10 protein-coding genes are annotated in these 15,989 nt (G+C 64.0%); 6 read left to right on the top strand and 4 right to left on the bottom strand.

Annotation, left to right across the window (positions count from 1 at the left end; all coding sequences use genetic code 11):
• Positions 1-55 precede the first annotated feature (55 nt).
• Complete coding sequence (locus tag KBA48_RS06610; protein ID WP_292904442.1) at positions 56-778, top strand: SapC family protein; 723 nt, start codon at positions 56-58, stop codon at positions 776-778.
• A gap of 246 nt (positions 779-1,024) precedes the next feature.
• On the opposite strand, the gene KBA48_RS06605 is transcribed toward KBA48_RS06610, so the two are convergent.
• Together KBA48_RS06605 and KBA48_RS06600 are read right to left on the bottom strand one after the other, a co-directional pair.
• The gene (locus KBA48_RS06605) at positions 1,025-2,596 is read right to left on the bottom strand and encodes an MBL fold metallo-hydrolase (protein WP_292904440.1); all 1,572 of its coding nucleotides are present in this window, start codon (positions 2,594-2,596) and stop codon (positions 1,025-1,027) included.
• Positions 2,593-4,116, bottom strand: a complete 1,524-nt coding sequence (locus tag KBA48_RS06600) for a thymidine phosphorylase family protein (protein ID WP_292904438.1) — start codon at positions 4,114-4,116, stop codon at positions 2,593-2,595. The genes KBA48_RS06605 and KBA48_RS06600 overlap by 4 nt, the downstream gene beginning before the upstream one ends.
• A gap of 308 nt (positions 4,117-4,424) precedes the next feature.
• Between KBA48_RS06600 and KBA48_RS06595 the strand changes: the two genes are divergently transcribed.
• Positions 4,425-7,472 carry a diguanylate cyclase gene (locus KBA48_RS06595; protein ID WP_292904436.1) on the top strand — a complete coding sequence of 1,016 codons (3,048 nt, stop codon included), beginning with the start codon at positions 4,425-4,427 and terminating at the stop codon, positions 7,470-7,472.
• Between the two features lie 308 nt (positions 7,473-7,780).
• Here the strand turns inward: KBA48_RS06595 and KBA48_RS06590 are convergent, their stop codons facing one another.
• Entirely contained in the window at positions 7,781-8,398 is a 618-nt protein-coding gene (locus KBA48_RS06590) for a LysE family transporter (RefSeq protein ID WP_292904434.1), read from the bottom strand.
• A 65-nt stretch (positions 8,399-8,463) separates the two neighbouring features.
• On the opposite strand from KBA48_RS06590, the gene KBA48_RS06585 reads away from it, so the two are divergent.
• The 4 genes from KBA48_RS06585 to KBA48_RS06570 all read left to right on the top strand — a co-directional run bounded on the left by KBA48_RS06585 (position 8,464) and on the right by KBA48_RS06570 (position 11,455).
• Positions 8,464-8,934: an Lrp/AsnC family transcriptional regulator gene (locus KBA48_RS06585; RefSeq protein WP_292904432.1), complete on the top strand. Its 471-nt coding sequence runs from the start codon at positions 8,464-8,466 to the stop codon at positions 8,932-8,934.
• Complete coding sequence (locus KBA48_RS06580) at positions 8,931-9,845, top strand: EamA family transporter (protein ID WP_292904430.1); 915 nt, start codon at positions 8,931-8,933, stop codon at positions 9,843-9,845. The genes KBA48_RS06585 and KBA48_RS06580 overlap by 4 nt, the downstream gene beginning before the upstream one ends.
• 129 nt (positions 9,846-9,974) lie before the next feature.
• Positions 9,975-10,520, top strand: coding sequence for an RNA polymerase sigma factor (locus KBA48_RS06575; protein ID WP_292904428.1), 546 nt, complete (start codon positions 9,975-9,977; stop codon positions 10,518-10,520).
• Positions 10,517-11,455, top strand: a complete 939-nt coding sequence (locus KBA48_RS06570) for a FecR domain-containing protein (protein ID WP_292904426.1) — start codon at positions 10,517-10,519, stop codon at positions 11,453-11,455. Before KBA48_RS06575 ends, KBA48_RS06570 begins: the two co-directional genes overlap by 4 nt.
• A gap of 66 nt (positions 11,456-11,521) precedes the next feature.
• Here KBA48_RS06570 and KBA48_RS06565 read toward each other — a convergent pair whose 3' ends face one another.
• The gene (locus KBA48_RS06565; RefSeq protein ID WP_292904424.1) at positions 11,522-15,910 is read right to left on the bottom strand and encodes a hypothetical protein; all 4,389 of its coding nucleotides are present in this window, start codon (positions 15,908-15,910) and stop codon (positions 11,522-11,524) included.
• Between the last annotated feature and the right edge of the window lie 79 nt (positions 15,911-15,989).

Raw genomic sequence — 15,989 nt, 5'->3', positions numbered from 1 at the left:
ATCGCACAACCGGTTTCCCGTTCGACAAGTCCCTGATTCACAGAGAGTTGAGAATATGACCAATCCCAGTCTGCCCATCATGTATGTGCGCCCCCGTCCGGTCCAGTCGGAGCGGGACGCCGGAACCTCGCTTGTCGGCGACAGCAATTTCAGCTTTGCCGCCAAGACCAATTCGGTGCCGGTGATCGCGACCGAATTCACTCTGCTGTGCAAGTTCTTCCCGATCCTGTTCGCCGATTCAGCCCTGTCGCAGCCGCTTGCGCTGCTGGGGGTGCGGACTGAGGAAAACCTGTTCGTCAATGCTGACGGCCAGTGGGAAACCGACATCTATGTGCCGGCCTATGTCCGCCGCTATCCCTTCATCTTCATGGAGGACAAGGAGCGGGGCGAGTTCACGCTGTGCGTGGATGATGCCAGCGCGAACCTGGTCAAGGATGACAGCAACCCGCTGTTCAAGGATGGCAAGCCGACGGAGCTGACCGACCGCGCCCTTGAATTCTGCCGCCAGTTCCAGGCCCAGCACGCCGCCACGGCGGATTTTGTGAAGGCCCTGGTGGATAACGACCTGCTGGTGGAAAACCGGGCCGACATCACCCTGCTGAACGGCACCAAGCTGAGCCTGAACGGCTTCAAGGTGATCGACGAGGCCCGCTTCAACGCCCTGCCGGCCGAGGAATTCCTGCGCTGGCGCGAGCGTGGCTGGCTGCATCTGGCCTATTGCCATTTCATCTCGATCAGCAACTGGGCCGGCCTGATCGAACGCGTCGCCAAGCGCTGATCCACGCCACCTGCCTTGATCCGGACCCTAGACCCGGATCAAGGCAGGTCGTCATGGCACGAGTTTGACCCTGGCGCCACTGCCATTGGCGTGCCGTTACCCCAGCGGCACGAAACCATGACCGATGGTCAAGCTTTCGTGCGCCTCAATCGCCGGCGGGCGCATCCGCGCCCTTTGGCTGCGCGGCATGGGCCGCGCGGCGGCAGTCGCCGCCGTACCATCGGTCAAGAATTTTGACTGATGGTATTACCCCAGCGCCGCCTTCACCCGCGCCAGCAGCGCCTCTCTTGCCGCATCGTCCTTTTCGGCGCGGACCTTTTCCGAAAGGGCCAGCATGGTGGCGGCATAGTCATTGTGCCAGTCCCTGGCGGCGGTGACGGCGCGGGGTGCCGTGGTGGCTTCCACGGTCCGGGCGCCAAGGCCGGTCAGTTGCCACTGGCTGTCCAGCGCCGGGATGTGGATCTTGGCGGGGTCGATGCCGGCCTCGGCCAGACCGCCCTTCAGGGTGGCGCGTTCCTGTTCCTCCCCATGAACCACAAAGATGCCGCCCGACACGGGCAGCCGGTCCAGCGTCCAGCGCAGCAAATGGCCCCGGTCGGCATGACCGGAATAGGTGTCCAAGGTGCGGATGCGGGCGCGGACCTGCACCTCCTCCCCATGGATGCGCACGGCGGCCACCCCTTCCTGCAACAGCCTCCCCAGCGTGGCGGGGGCCTGATACCCCACAAGCAGGACCGTGGCCGATTGCCGCCAGAGATTGTTTTTCAGATGGTGGCGAATGCGCCCGGCCTCGCACATGCCGCTGGCGGCGATGATGATGGCCTCTCCCGTGATGCGGTTCAGGCGCTTGCTGGCCTCCACATCCTCCGTCAGATGCAGGTTGCGGCGGGAAAAGGGGGCCGGCGTGCCGGCCGTGTTGATCTCCGGCAGGTGACGGTCGAAGACGCGGGTGACATGGATGGCCAGCGGGCTGTCCAGGAAGACATTCACGGTCGGCAGCACGCCCTCATCGAACAGCAGGTCCAGGTCGTAGAGCAGTTCCTGCGTCCGCTCCACGGCAAAGGCCGGGATCAGGACCGGGCCGCCCAGGGCCAGCGCTTCCTTCAGTTCCGCACCCAGTTGGGCGCGGCGTTCGGCCGCCGTCACCAGCGGCCGGTCGCGGCCGCCATAGGTGCTTTCAACCACCAGCCAGTCGGGCCGCGCCGGACCTTCGGGATTGCCATGAAACGGCTTGTCCCCCGGCCCGATATCGCCGGAGAACAGGATACGCTGCGGCCCGTCATCGCCCTGGATCTCCAGTTCGATGGAGGCGGAGCCCAGGATATGGCCGGCATCCCAGAACCGCGCCCGCACGCCCGGCTCCACATTGATCCAGACATCGCGGTCGACGGGACGGATGCGCGACAGCACCCGTTCGGCATCGGCCTGGGTATAGATGGGTTCCACCTCCCGCCCGCCGCGCTGCCGGTTGCGGCGGTTCAGGCGGCGCACCTCGCTTTCCTGGATGAAGCCGCTGTCGGGCAGCATGAAGGTCAGCAGGTCGGCCGTGCCACGGGTGGTGACCACCTGGCCCGCAAAGCCATGGCGGTAGAGTTTGGGGATCAGCCCGCTATGGTCGATATGGGCATGGGTCAGCAGCAGGACCGACACATCCGTCGGGTCAAAGGGGAAGTCGCGGTAATTCAGTTCCTGCACGCTTTTGCTGCCCTGGAACATGCCGCAATCAACCAGCAGGACGCCGCCCGCATGCCGGACCAGGAAACAGGACCCGGTGACGCCGCCGGCGGCCCCGTGGAAGGTGATGGTGGGATGGGTCATGGGGTTGGTCCCTTTTCGTTACCATTGCCGTTGCCGTTCACAGCGTAACCGGAGGCCTCGGCGGCAAGGCCGCAGGCGAAGCGGAATTCCACCTCGCGTTCGGCATGGATGCGATAGAGCGGTTCACCGGCCTGCACCGGGTCGCCCACCTTCTTCAACAGGTCGATGCCGGCCCCGGGGTCGAACGGCGCGCCGGCCAGCCGCGCGATGCGGGCGATGCGGTAGCAATCGATGGCCAGGACACGCCCGTCATGGTCGGCCACCACCTCGTGCGACAGGGTGCCCAGGGTGGCGACACGCGGCGGCGGTCCCTGCAATGCCATGATCTGCCGCATCTTGGCCAGGGCCGCCCCGCTGTCCAGCAGCTCGCGCGCCCGCGCCAGACCGGCACCCCCGCGCAGGGCGGGATCGAATTCCAGGATGCGGCCGGCCAGGGCCAGCGAGCGTTCGCGCAGGTCGGCCGGCGCGTCCGCCCGGTTTTCCAGAACCGCCATGACGTCGCGCGCCTCCAGCACGGGGCCGATGCCGCGCCCCACGGGCTGGGTCCCGTCGCTGATGGTCACGCGCAGGGACAGGCCGATGGCATCGCCCACATATTCGAACAGCTTGCGCAACCGGGCCGCGTCATCGGCGCTGCGCACCTTGGCGCTGGGTCCCACGGGCATGTCGATGACCAGATGCGTGGACCCGGCCGCCTTCTTCTTGGACAGGATGGAGGCGACCATCTGTTCGCGCGTGTCGATATTCAGCGGCCGTTCGACGGAGATCAGCACATCATCGGCCGGCGACAGCTTCACATGCCCACCCCAGACCAGGCATCCCCCGGCCTCCGCCACAATGGAACGCATGGTGGGCAGGTCGATTTCGACATTGGCCAGCACCTCCATCGTGTCGGCCGTACCGGCGGGGGACGTGATGGCGCGGGAGGATGTCTTGGGCATGGGCAGGCCGTGGGCAGCCACGATGGGCACCACGATCATGGAGGTGCGGTTGCCCGGAATGCCGCCGATGCAGTGCTTGTCCACCACCAGCGGCGCACCCGGCCAGTGCAGCCTTTCGCCCGCATCGGCCATGGCGCGGGTCAGGGCCAGCGTTTCCGCCGTCGTCATGAAGGACCCGCAGGCCACCAGAAAGGCCGCCACCTCCACCTTGCCATACCGGTGATGGGCGATATCGTCGATGATGGCGCGAAAACAGGCCTCGTCCAGTTCTCGCCCCTCGATCTTGGCATGCAGAGCCTCCCGGCTTTTCGGCGGATGGGGATGGTCCAGGCGGACCAGCGTGCCATCGGCCTGACCAAAGCGGGCAAAGGCCTGTTCGGACAGTCCCAGACAGTCGGGCGGCAGGATGGCGGGGTCATCGACCAGATTGAGGGTTGCGACCAGCCGGTGACCATTGGCCACCACCTCCACCTTCTCCTGCCCCTCGAACGCGGCGGCGCGATAGGTGGTGCAGGCCCGCGACAGGAAAACGACATTCTCCCGGCTGGTGGAAATGCCGATACGCTTCAACCGCAGCACGATACGTTTCCTCTTCGGACTTTCTCGTTCTTTCAACGAACAATGATAGGGCCGCACCAAACCACCGCCATGATCTGGATCAAGGAAACGCTGCGGGCATCCAAACCGATCCGGTGACTTTCAACCCCGTGCTCGCCTTCAACCTGACCTTGAGATTTATCTAAAAATTGAGATACAATGATATGTCATCTGGCGGTGCGGGGAACAGAGAAGTGGGTGGCAGCCCTCGCGGCATCGAACCGGCGGCCGGTTCGACTATGCCTGTCCCGGCGTACAACCGCCGGGTATCCCTGTATTTATTGTGTTTCATGCTGGCTTCCCTTGTGGGGATCATCGCCGGCATCGATGGTCCGCCCGCCATGGCCGCCGATCCGTCGGTGGTTCTGGCCGAACGGGCGGAGGTGGGGTTCCAGACCCTGTCCAATGCCGATGGTCTGTCCAACAACACTGTCATGGCCCTGGCCCAGGACCGGACGGGGTTCATCTGGATCGGCACGCTGGGGGGGCTGAACCGGTTTGACGGCTATGCCACCCGCACCTTCGAACATGATCCGCACGATCCGGGATCGTTGCCCAACGGTTTTGTCCGGGCCCTGCTGCCGGCCAGCGATGGCGGCATGTGGCTGGGCACGCACACGGCCGGCGTCGCCTATTACGATCCGCGCACGGACCGGTTCAAGACGCTGGGTGCCGGGCCGGAGGGGCTGGGCCATGTCCAGGTCTATGCGCTGGCGCCCGATGGACGGGACGGGGTGTGGGTCGCCACCGTGGCGGGGCTGGACCATGTCGGCCGGGATCTGACGATCCGGGAACGGGTGCGAACGGGGGAACTGGGGTTCCCCGAGGGCTATGTCTTCGCCATCTTCCGCGACCGGGCCGGGACCCTGTGGGCCGGCACGGAAAAGGCCGTGGCCCGCCGTCCGGCCGGCGCCGACCACTGGCAGACCCTGTCCGGCGCGGACGCGGAAAGCGCCCTTGCGCTGTCCACCGGTAGCTGGAGCTTTTTCGAGGACCCGGACGGCCGGGTCTGGATCGGCACCAATGGCGGCGGCATCGTTTCCGTGGCCCCGGGGGATGATGCCGCCCGGTCCCATCCCCGCCTGACGGGCCGCGACACGCCGCTGGGCCGCGCCACGGTGCGCGGTATCGTGGAAGAACGGCCGGGCGTGCTGTGGATCTCTTTGTTCGGCGGCGGGGTGGTCGAATATGATATCGGGCAGGACCGCCTGCGTCTGTTCCGGGCCGATCCCAATGTGCCCGGCGCGCTGAAGGGCAATTTCACGCGCGGCATCATGAAGGATCGGGGCGGCGTCGTCTGGGTCGCCACCAATATGGGCGTGGCCTGGCATAATTCGATGCCATCCGGCGTGGCCAGCATCGCCCTGGGCCAGACGCGCGGCTTTTCCGGGCGCGACGCGTGGAGCCTGTGGACCGCCCCCGATGGCGGCCTGTGGCTGGGCCTGGACGATGGCGGGCTGGACCGGCTGGACCTCTCCAGCGGCCATATCGTGCCCTTCGGGCGCGGTGTGGCGCCGGGCGCGCTGGCCGGTACGCCGGTCTATGCCATCCGTGGCGCGGGTGCCGACGACATCTGGGTCGGCTCGGCGGGTCTGGCGCGGTTGCGGCCGGCCGCCGGGGAGCGCACGCCCCAACCGTTCCCGATGCCGGGCACACAGGGGCGCGACGTCACGGCCCTGCGTGTGGGCAACCAGCATCTGTGGATCGGCACCTATTACGGGCTGGTCCGGCAATCCCTGAGCGACGGACAGGCGACGCTGTTCGCGGCCGACCCGGCGCAGCCCGACAGCCTGTCCAACAACGAGGTCTGGTCCATCCTGCCCCGGCCCGACGGCACCGTCTGGGTCGGCACGGCCAATGGCCTGAACCTGATGCGGCCGGATGGCGGTTTCCGGCGGTTCCATCGCGATCCCGACCGGCCGGACGGCCTTCCGCATGATTATGTGGCGGCCCTGACCCTGGATAACCGGGGGCGGCTGTGGCTGGGCACGACGGGCGGCGGCGTGGCGCTGATGACGCGGGAACCCACCGATGACCAGCCCCCGTCCTTCCGCACCGTGTCGCGACAGGACGGGCTGCCCTCCAATACCGTGGCCAGCCTGACCCCCGGTTCCGACGGGCGTATCTGGGTGTCGACCGACAATGGCTTGGCCGCCATCGATCCCGATGATTTCAGCGTCTCTCTGCTGGAACGCGGCGCGTCGGAGAACATCTCCTCCTATCTGCCGGGATCGGCCACCACCCTGCCCGATGGCGGGCTGGTCTTTGGCGGGACCAACGGCATCACTCTGGTGCAGCCGTCGCGCATCCGTTCCCATGCCTATCTGGACGCGCTGGCCGTGACGCGGGTGGTGGCGGGCGGGCAGCCGGCCAATGCCAGTGTCCTGAACCTGCCCGGCGCCCCCGGTCTGGTGCATCTGCCCCCCGGCAACCGCCGCCTTACCGTGGAATTCGCCCTGCTGGACTATGCCGTCACGGGCACGGTCCGCTATGCCTACCGGCTGGACGGGTTCGACACGGACTGGACCACGCCGGAGGGCGAAAGCCGCCTTGCCGCCTATACCAACCTGCCGCCCGGCCGCTATACCCTGCGTCTGCGCGCCCTGGCGCCGGACGGGCAGGTGGTGGCCGAACGCAGCGTCGGCGTTGCCGTGTCCTATCTCTGGCACGAATGGGGCTGGGTGCGGTTCCTGGGCCTGGTGGTGGCCCTGTCGGCGGGGGCGGGCATCGTCATGATGCTGGAACGGGCGCGCATCGACAAGCTGAGCGCGACGAAGCGCGAGTTGGAAGCCAAGGTGGAGGAGCGCACGGCCAGCCTCCGCGACGCCAATGACCGGCTGGCCGAACTGGCCACCCGCGACGCGCTGACCGGCATCTATAATCGCCGTGCCTTCATGGAACGGCTGGACCATGAATGGAGCGCCGCCCTGCGCCATGGCCAGCCCTTCTGCGTGCTGATGCTGGACCTGGACCATTTCAAGGAAGTGAACGACACCTACGGCCATCTCGTCGGGGATACCGTCCTGCGCGAGGTGGCGCAGCGGGCACAGGGCGCCCTGCGGGAAACCGACATGCTGGCCCGCTATGGCGGGGAGGAATTTGTCGTCCTCACCTCCCACACCGATGCCGCCCATGCCGAGATCGCGGCCGATCGCATCCGCGTCGCCGTGGGCAGCCTGCCCATCATCCTGGACGGGGTGGTGATCCAGGTGACGGTCAGCATCGGCGTGGCCCAGGCCGAGCCGCACCGCGAAACCCAGACCAGCCTGTTCAACCGCACCGACAACGCCCTCTACGCCGCCAAGGCGGCCGGGCGCAACCGGGTGGTGGTGGGATAGGGCCAGGGCTGGGGCCTTTCCTCAACCCTCCGCATTTCCCTCACCCTCCCATTGGCTGACGCCAATGGGCCCCTCCCTCTCCCGCAAGCGGGCGAGGGGCGAATTGATACCAAGAGCATGCTCCATGGCTCTTGGTACAAGAGGGTCCCTGATCCGCCCCTCGCCCACGTCAGTGGGAGAGGGAGGGGCCCAAACGCGCAAGCGTTTGGGAGGGTGAGGGAAAGCACAGCCTGAGGGAATTCATAAGCCAACAGCACCGCTTACGATTTCGCGCCGCCGGCACAAGCCCAAACCGCCATGATGCCCCCCTACCCCCAGAGCGCACTGCCCAGCGTGTAGGTACCCAGAAGGCCCAGGATCACGCCCGTGCCGATATTGATCCAATGCACCGTGCGGCCCGTGACGCGGCGGCGCAGAAGGGTGACGCCGCCGCACAGGAACACCCACCAGAGCAGGGAGCCCAGGAAGATGCCCCCCACCAGGGTGCCATCCTCCACCGGCCCGCGCGTATTGCCGAAACCGACGACCAGCGTGCTCATGCCCAGGATGGTGACGGGGTTGGTGGCGGTCAGGAACAGGCCGGAGAATATGGCGGCCGGCAGGTTGCCGGCCACGGGCTCGGCGGCCAGCGGCTTGGGTTCCCGTGTCAGGCTGTGGACCGCCACGATCAGCAGGAACAGCCCACCCACCACCTGCAGCAGCGGCATATTCTGGGTGATGATATTCAGAACGGCGGTAATGCCGAAGGCGGCGATGCCGCTGAAAAATGCATCGGCCAATGCTGCCCCTAGCCCCGTGGCCAGCCCCGTGGCCAGCCCCCGTTCCAGCGAACGGCGGATACAGAGCAGGCCGATCGGGCCCACCGGGGCCGCGATGATCACGCCCAGCACCACGCCCCGCCAGAAAATTCCGATATCGTCCAGCAAATCCAGTACCTTCCGCCTTCAACCGGTTGGCGTGCGGCGCGACATCCGGTTAGGATGGTGCCATCATGACCGACCGCACCCCATCCCCGCTCGACCTGCTTGACGATATCGGCCTGCATCTGCTGCGTGAATTGCAGCGGGATGCGCGACTTTCCTTCGCCGATCTGGCCCGCCAGGTGGGGCTGACGGCCCCCGCCGTCGCCGAACGCGTGCGCCGGATGGAAGCCTCGGGCCTGATACAGGGCTACCGGGCGGAGGTCAACCGCGCCGCCCTGGGTCTTCGGATGACGGCCTTTGTGCGGGTACGCACCCATCCCGGCCGCGATGCGGACCTGGAACGGTTCGCCGCCGACCAGCGCGAGGTGCTGGAATGCCATGAGGTGGCGGGGGACGAGAGCTATCTGCTGAAGGTGGGCGCCACCGATGTGCAGCATCTGAACCGCCTGCTGGTCCTGCTGTCGGGTTTCGGCGCCACCCATTCCACCATGGTCCTGACCACCAAATCCACCGCCCGCGTGCTGGAGCCCTTTCTATGAGCGCCGTTGCCGCCCCGTCCGCCACGCCGGGGGCCATCCGGCGCGCCACCCTGGTGGGCGGCACGGCCATCCTGATCTGGTCGACGCTGGCCCTGCTGACGGCGCTGGCGGGGCCTGTGCCACCCTTCCTGCTGGTGGCCCTGTCCTTCGGGCTGGGCGGGCTGGTCAGCCTGGGCGTGATCCTGGCCACGGGCCGGCCGCTTCTGGCCGTGATGCGACAGCCCCTGCCCGTCTGGCTGTTGGGCATCGGCGGGCTGTTCGGTTACCATTTCCTCTATTTCCTGGCCCTGCAGACGGCGCCGGCAGCGGAAGCCAACCTGATCAACTATCTGTGGCCGCTGCTGATCGTGCTGTTCTCCGGCCTGCTGCCGGGGGAAAGGCTGCGGCGGGCGCAGGTGCTGGGCACGGCGGCAGGGCTGGCCGGCACCCTGCTGCTGGTCACGGGCGGCAAGGGCGTGTCCGTGCAGGCCGGCTATCTGCCCGGCTATCTGGCGGCACTGGCGGCTTCCGTCACCTGGGCCGGCTATTCGGTGCTGTCGCGGCGGTTCGGGGCGGTCCCGACGGAGATCGTGGCCTTTTTCTGCCTGGCTACGGCGGTGCTGGCCGTGCCCTGCCATTTGTTGTTCGAACAGACGGTCTGGCCGCAGGGTGTATGGGGCTGGTCCATCATCGCGGCCATGGGCATCGGGCCGGTGGGCCTGGCCTTCTTCGTCTGGGACCATGGGGTGAAGCGCGGGGATATCCAGACGCTGGGCGCGCTGTCCTATGCCACGCCCTTGCTGTCCACCGGCCTGCTGATTGCGGCGGGGCGGGCCGGCCTGACCTGGCCCGTCATCGCCGCCTGCCTGCTGATCGTGGGCGGGGCCGTGGTGGCCAGCCGGGGCCTGGGCAAGGACCATCAGCGGTCCTGATTGCCGACCCGGTGATATGTGTCCACCGCACCCCCGGGCCTGCGCACGGTGGCACCTTGTGTCACGAAACTGTCGCCATCACCGTGCTAGCCCCTTGACCGTCCAGGGATCGGCCGGGTGGGGATGGTCATGGCGGGGGGCGAAATCGAGGGGGTGCTGGGGGTGGAGCTGCTGGAAACGGCGCTGCCCCGCCATGGCGACCTGATGCGCGCCTATTTCCGCGCCCGCCTGCCCTGCCCGCAGGATGCGGAGGACCATGTGCAGGAAGTTTATTCCCGCGTCATCGCCGCCACCGCCCCGCGCACCGGCATCGCCAACTGGAAGGGCTTTCTGCTGCGCGCCGCCGCCAACCTGCTGACCGACAATTTCCGGCGCGCTCAGGCGCGGGCCGGCGGCCGGCATGTGCCGCTGGAAGACGGGATGGACGCCGGCAGTGATGATGTCGCCACGCCGGAACGCGTGGTCGCGGCGCGTCAGCGGCTGGGCCATGTACAGGCGGCGCTGGCCGAGCTGGACCCCGTCTGCCGCGATGCCTTCCTGCTGTGCCGGGTAGAAGGGCTGAGCCATCGCGACATCGCGGCAAGGCTGGGGATCGAGGTCGGGGCCGTGACCCGGCATGTCGAACGCGCCCTGCTGCATCTGGCCCGCCGCACCGGCGGCCGGGGGGCGTCATGACCCTGCCCGCCGATCATGATCTGGAACAGGCGGCCCGCTGGATGGCGCGGCTGCGGGCCGGGCGGGATGCCGCCACCCGGCGGGAATTCCGCCGCTGGCTGGAACAGGACCCCGCCCATGCCGCCGCCATGGAACGGGTGGCCAGGGCCTGGGAACAGGCCGGGCCGCGATCCCCTGCCCCGGTCCGGTCCGTCCGTCCGCCCCGACCCTTTGCCACAGGTTTTGCCGCGCTGGCGGCGTGCCTGGCCCTGCTGCTGGCCGTGCCGCCGCACTGGCTGGCCTGGGCGCGGGAAACCCACGTCACGGCGCGTGGCGAAACGCGGGCCGTGCAGCTTTGGGATGGCAGCGAAATCCGCCTGGATGCCGACAGCGCGGTGACGGTGGCCTATGGCCCGTTCAGCCGCGATATCCGCCTGACGCGGGGGGAGGCGTCGTTCAAGGTTGCGAAAAGCCGGCTGCGCCCCTTCGCCGTGATGGCCGACCACCTGACCATCGTGGCGACCGGCACGGAATTCATCGTGGAGGATGCGGCCGAGACCAGCGTCACCCTGCTGGAAGGCGGGGTGGATCTGCGCGACCCGGGCACGGACCGGCTGACCGGCCGCCTGTCCCCCGGCCAGATGGCCCTGGCCGACGGCACAAGCCCGCCCCGCATCACCCCTGCCGACATCGAACAGGCCGGCGCCTGGCGCCAGGGCCGCCTGATCTTCAACCAGACGACCCTGGCCGAAGCCCTGGCCCGCTTCGCCCGCTATGGCGGCCCCCGCGTCACCCTGTCGGAAAACGCCGCCGCCCTGCAGGTCAGCGGCGTGTTCGCCACCCGCGACGTGGAAAAATTCGTTTCCGTGGCGGCCAAGCTGCACGGTCTAGCCGTCACGCGCGGCGGCGATGGCGGCATGACCCTGACGGTGGAGCGGGCACGGCGGCGGGGGTGAGGCGGCTGTTACGCGAACAGCGCCGCACGGGTGCCGCAGGTGACGCGCTAAGGGCAGACGGCCGGATCAACCCAGCAGGATATAGCCCTCGTTTCCGATAATACCGGGCGTGAAAGCGATTTCCTCTATCTTGCGACCGGCCAGCGTGGTCGACGCGTCGATGGTTCCATCCCCATCCAGATCCATGTGCCAGGTCGCACCTTGGAAACCCTCAGCGCCGCCACTATTGCTCTGGGCTACGACGCGGCTTGTACCAGCAATCCATCCCCAGATTGTGATGCTTTCTCCCGCGCCAGTCTGAAAGTCGGTGATGGTACTCCAGACGACATTCTGCATTGCGCCATTGGTACCCCGGCCATCGACAAAGAATCGGTCGATGCCGGCGCCACCGGTGATGAAGTTGGAACCGGTGCCTCCATCCAGAATATCGTCGCCCATTCCGCCGTCGATGGCGTCGCTGCCACCCATCGCATTGATCAGGTCGTTGCCATGCGTTCCAATGATCACTTCGCCATCGGCGCCGGCTGTCAGGATCCACTGCAGGCCGAAGCTGCCATCGGCACGGACAGGATCCAGGATCCGGCCACCCAGCAACATCTGGGAGGTTGCATCACGCAGCCCCGTACCGGCTGCAATCGTGTCCCCGGCGAAAGTCAGTATCTCGATAGACCGGAGCGTGTCGATCTCACCGCTGGCCACATGGCGCAAAATCAGGTCATCACCTTGATGCGTCACATGATAGGCGTTGCGTGATTGAGCGAATATGGCGGTATCGGTGCCGTCGCCTCCAACCAGCGTGTCATCACCGCTCGCGCCACCCAGGGTGTCATTGCCAAGCCCGCCTTCCAGGCTATCATTGCCGCCTTGTCCGTAAATCTTATCGCTGCCATCCCCACCCAGAAGCGTATCGTCACCATCGCCGGTAGCCAGATAGTCGTCATAACGTGTGCCGGTGATCAAGAACTGCTCGAAGTCAAAGTAATAGGCATCCAGCTCCCCCGCCAAATTAATGGTCGAGCCCCGTAGGTCAATCCCAGCGCTGGCGTCGCCCGTTTTCACATAACCGCTGAAATCGCCGATGAAGCGGTCCGTGCCGGCCCTGCCATCGAAGACATTCTTGTACCCGTCATCAAGGATTGCTGCCGTGACGGCGATAACATCGTTTCCACTGCCTGTCCGGATGTCTTTGATGCGCTCGATATTGCTGATGGTCGCCGTGCCGTGCTGGAGCTGGTATGCGCTATTGGCCAAGTCGAACTTGATATCCGTTGTTGCGTCCACCAAGTCGATGTTGACCCTATCGATCCCCGCGCCCCCGTCGAGGGACAACCATGCCGCCGTAAAGTCGAACGTGTCGTCATAGCGCGTGCCGGTGATCAAGAACTGCTCAATGCCAAAGAGATAGGCGTCCCACGCCCCGGCCAAGTCAATGGTCAAGCCGTCTATGTCCACCCCACCGACCGCGTCGTCCGTTTTCACATAACCGCTGAAATCGCCGATGAAGCGGTCGGTTCCAGCCCTGCCATCGAAGACATTCTTGTACCCGTCATCAAGGATTGCTGCCGTGACGGCGATAACATCGTTTCCACTGCCTGTCCGGATGTCTTTGATGCGCTCGATATTGCTGATGATCGCAGTGCCGTGCTGGAGCTGGTGTGCGCTATTGGCCAGGTCGAACTTGATATCCGTTGTTGCGTCCACCAAGTCGATGTTGACCCTATCGATCCCCGCGCCCCCGTCGAGGGACAACCACGCCGCCGTAAAGTCGAACGTGTCGTCATAGCGCGTGCCGGTAATCAAGAACTGCTCAATGCCAAAGAGATAGGCGTCCAACATTCCGGCCAAGTCAATGGTCAAGCCGTCTATGTCGACCCCACCGGCCGCGCCGTCTGTTTTCACATAACCGCTGAAATCGCCGATGAAGCGGTCGGTGCCGGCCCTGCCATCGAAGACATTCTTGTTCCCGTCATCAAGGATCGCAGCGGTGACGGCGATAACATCGTTTCCACTGCCTGTGCGGATGTCTTTGACACGCTCTATATTGCTGATGGTCGAGGTCCCATACTGGAGCTGGCGTGCGCTATTGGCCAAGTCGAACTTGATATCTGTTGTTGCGTCCACCAAGTCGATGTTGACCCTATCGATCCCCGCGCCCCCGTCGAGGGACAACCATGCAGCACGAAAGTCGAACGTGTCGTCATAGCGCGTGCCGGTAATTGAGAACTGCTCAATGTTGAAGAAATAGGCCTTCAGCTCCCCTGCCAGGTTAAGGGAGGAGCTGCTTATATCGATCCCGACTGTGGTCGTATCTCCCGCGCCTTTCAAGTAATTGCTGAAATTTCCAATGAAGCGATCGGTTCCTGCCCCTCCCTGGAGGACGGTGCGGGCAGAATTAGAGAGGATAATCTCCTCGCTCATCAAAATATCGTCGCCGTCCCCACCATTCACATCCCCTGAACCGCCGTCGATGAAAAGGAAGTCGTTCCCGCCCCCGCCACTAAGCTCTCGGTTTCCATCGGTACGCGCCATGAATTCGCTGCCATCATTGAACGGCGCCGTATGAAGACCAAGCGTATGTGCTGCAGTTAACGTTTTAGACCAATCGGCGAGAACGAACCGCCGAGCATCGCGATCCGCCAGGTTCACCATCTGCATGCCGAACAGGAACGGATCCGCTTTGTGGATGTTGTAGATATCAGCGACGCCGAGATCCTGGAAAAACTGCGATAGATTGGGCTTATACGACGCTTGTGCAATCAGGTATTTCGCATACTCATTGCCGCCCTCGATGCTTAGTGTCCGCAGTTGCGCCATCACCCCGGCATCCAGCATCTTGGCGCCGTCCGCAAAGAACACCCGGCTTCCGTCACGGGAGTAGACGAGTTCATCCTCATAGTGCCCATACTCGAATGTCGCTATCGACTTCACCTCACCGCCGATGATTGCCGCCGCCAACTGGATCGACCCGAGTGCAGATTCCGCGAGATTCTTCGATGTCTGGACCTGTCCGTCGTCGCGTGCGAACACAAACTCGGATACGAACGTCTTGTTGGGTCCATCCCACCGCACCTGATGGAACGACCTCGGCTCACCGTCGAAAATGTCAAAAACGATGCCACCCACGACCTGGCCTATAAAAGTCCCGATGCCGGGAGCAAAGTAACTACCGATAAACCCGCCGACAGATGACCCGATGTTCGAAAGGTTAAAGGCGGTCCATTGCTGATCGAGATAGGAAAATAGCTGGCTTGAAACCAGACCACCGAGACCGGATAGAAAATTATTGGTAATTTGACCAGATAAAACTTGATCCGAGAAATAAAGATTCTGTTTTTGTATGCCAAATATCTCTTTTGCTAGTGTTGGATTTATTCCCAAGCTGCCCGCAAGCTCGTCGATACCCTCGTCAATGAACACATTGGTAACGGCAGAGCTTAGCGAGCTTGTTACGAGCTGGCCAAGAGGTGATTCAACATCAAGCAGTTCATTGAGTGACGTGGCCAGCGACTGGCTCGCAAAGGAAGCAGCGCTACGGGCGATATTACCCACCAGTTGCTGTCCAAACAGACCATCCGGTAAGCGCACGCCTTCGACCTCAAAAACAATAGTGTCACCGAGGTTGTTTCCGATGGTTTTTGCAAAAGCTTCGCCAACGATGGCGATCGCCTTATCCTTTCTTCCATAATATTGCGCAAGTGTAGATGCCAAATTACCCCCGGCATCGCCAAGATTTGTAACACTTTTATAGAAAATACTACCGTCTTTATTCATATTTGTATATTCTGTTAGCGTTTGATCTGGTGCCAAACTTCCCAGAAAATTGAAAATCTTTTCGTCTTCTGGAATAAAATGGTCATATATACTCTGTGCCATAGCCTCGGCGCCCATGACGACGGCGCTTCCAACAATGTCGGACGTATAATATAGCTGGTCATTCAGATCATAAGTTTTGACGGCTTCGACGATTTCCTGGCTCGCGCCGGGCTCCCCGGCGATTTTCTTAAGAGCAAGCATCAGCGTCGATGTGACATCGTGTAGGATTGTTCCTTTGGCGAGGTTGGGATCGTCCGTCCTGAACAGGGGTTTTCCTGTTCCCTCTGCGCCGCTATATCCCAAGCCTGGATTTAGCCTCGACACCTCCGATGGTGACATCCCGGTGATCGCCGCGACAACGTTGACCGCCTGTATGTGGTATGGATCATTCGCCCTGTTGGGGAAAAGCTTCTCTGCTGTAGGTTCAGGGTCAAATCTGTCCATCGCTTTCGCCCACATGTCCGTGGTAACCCCGCTAAATGCGGTCCACGTCGCCGGGTCGATTTTATTGTTTGCGAATAAGTCCTGATACACGTCAAACTCTGTTTGGCCGTGTACATATGTCGGCGTTTGCGATTGCAGCCGGTAGCCAATGTTACTGATCAAAGATTGCGCTTGTGGGGAAATTTGGATTCCAGCCATAGGACCTCCACTACGAATCAGTTTAAAGACAATGTTCAGAGATAATTATGACTTATTTTTGTTGCATACCCCATGCAGA

This window comes from Niveispirillum sp. (genome assembly GCF_017996735.1).
In the GTDB taxonomy this organism is placed as follows: Bacteria; Pseudomonadota; Alphaproteobacteria; order Azospirillales; family Azospirillaceae; genus Niveispirillum.
Note: the sequence above shows the minus strand (reverse complement) of the source record. Positions and strands in the feature narration are given on the sequence as shown.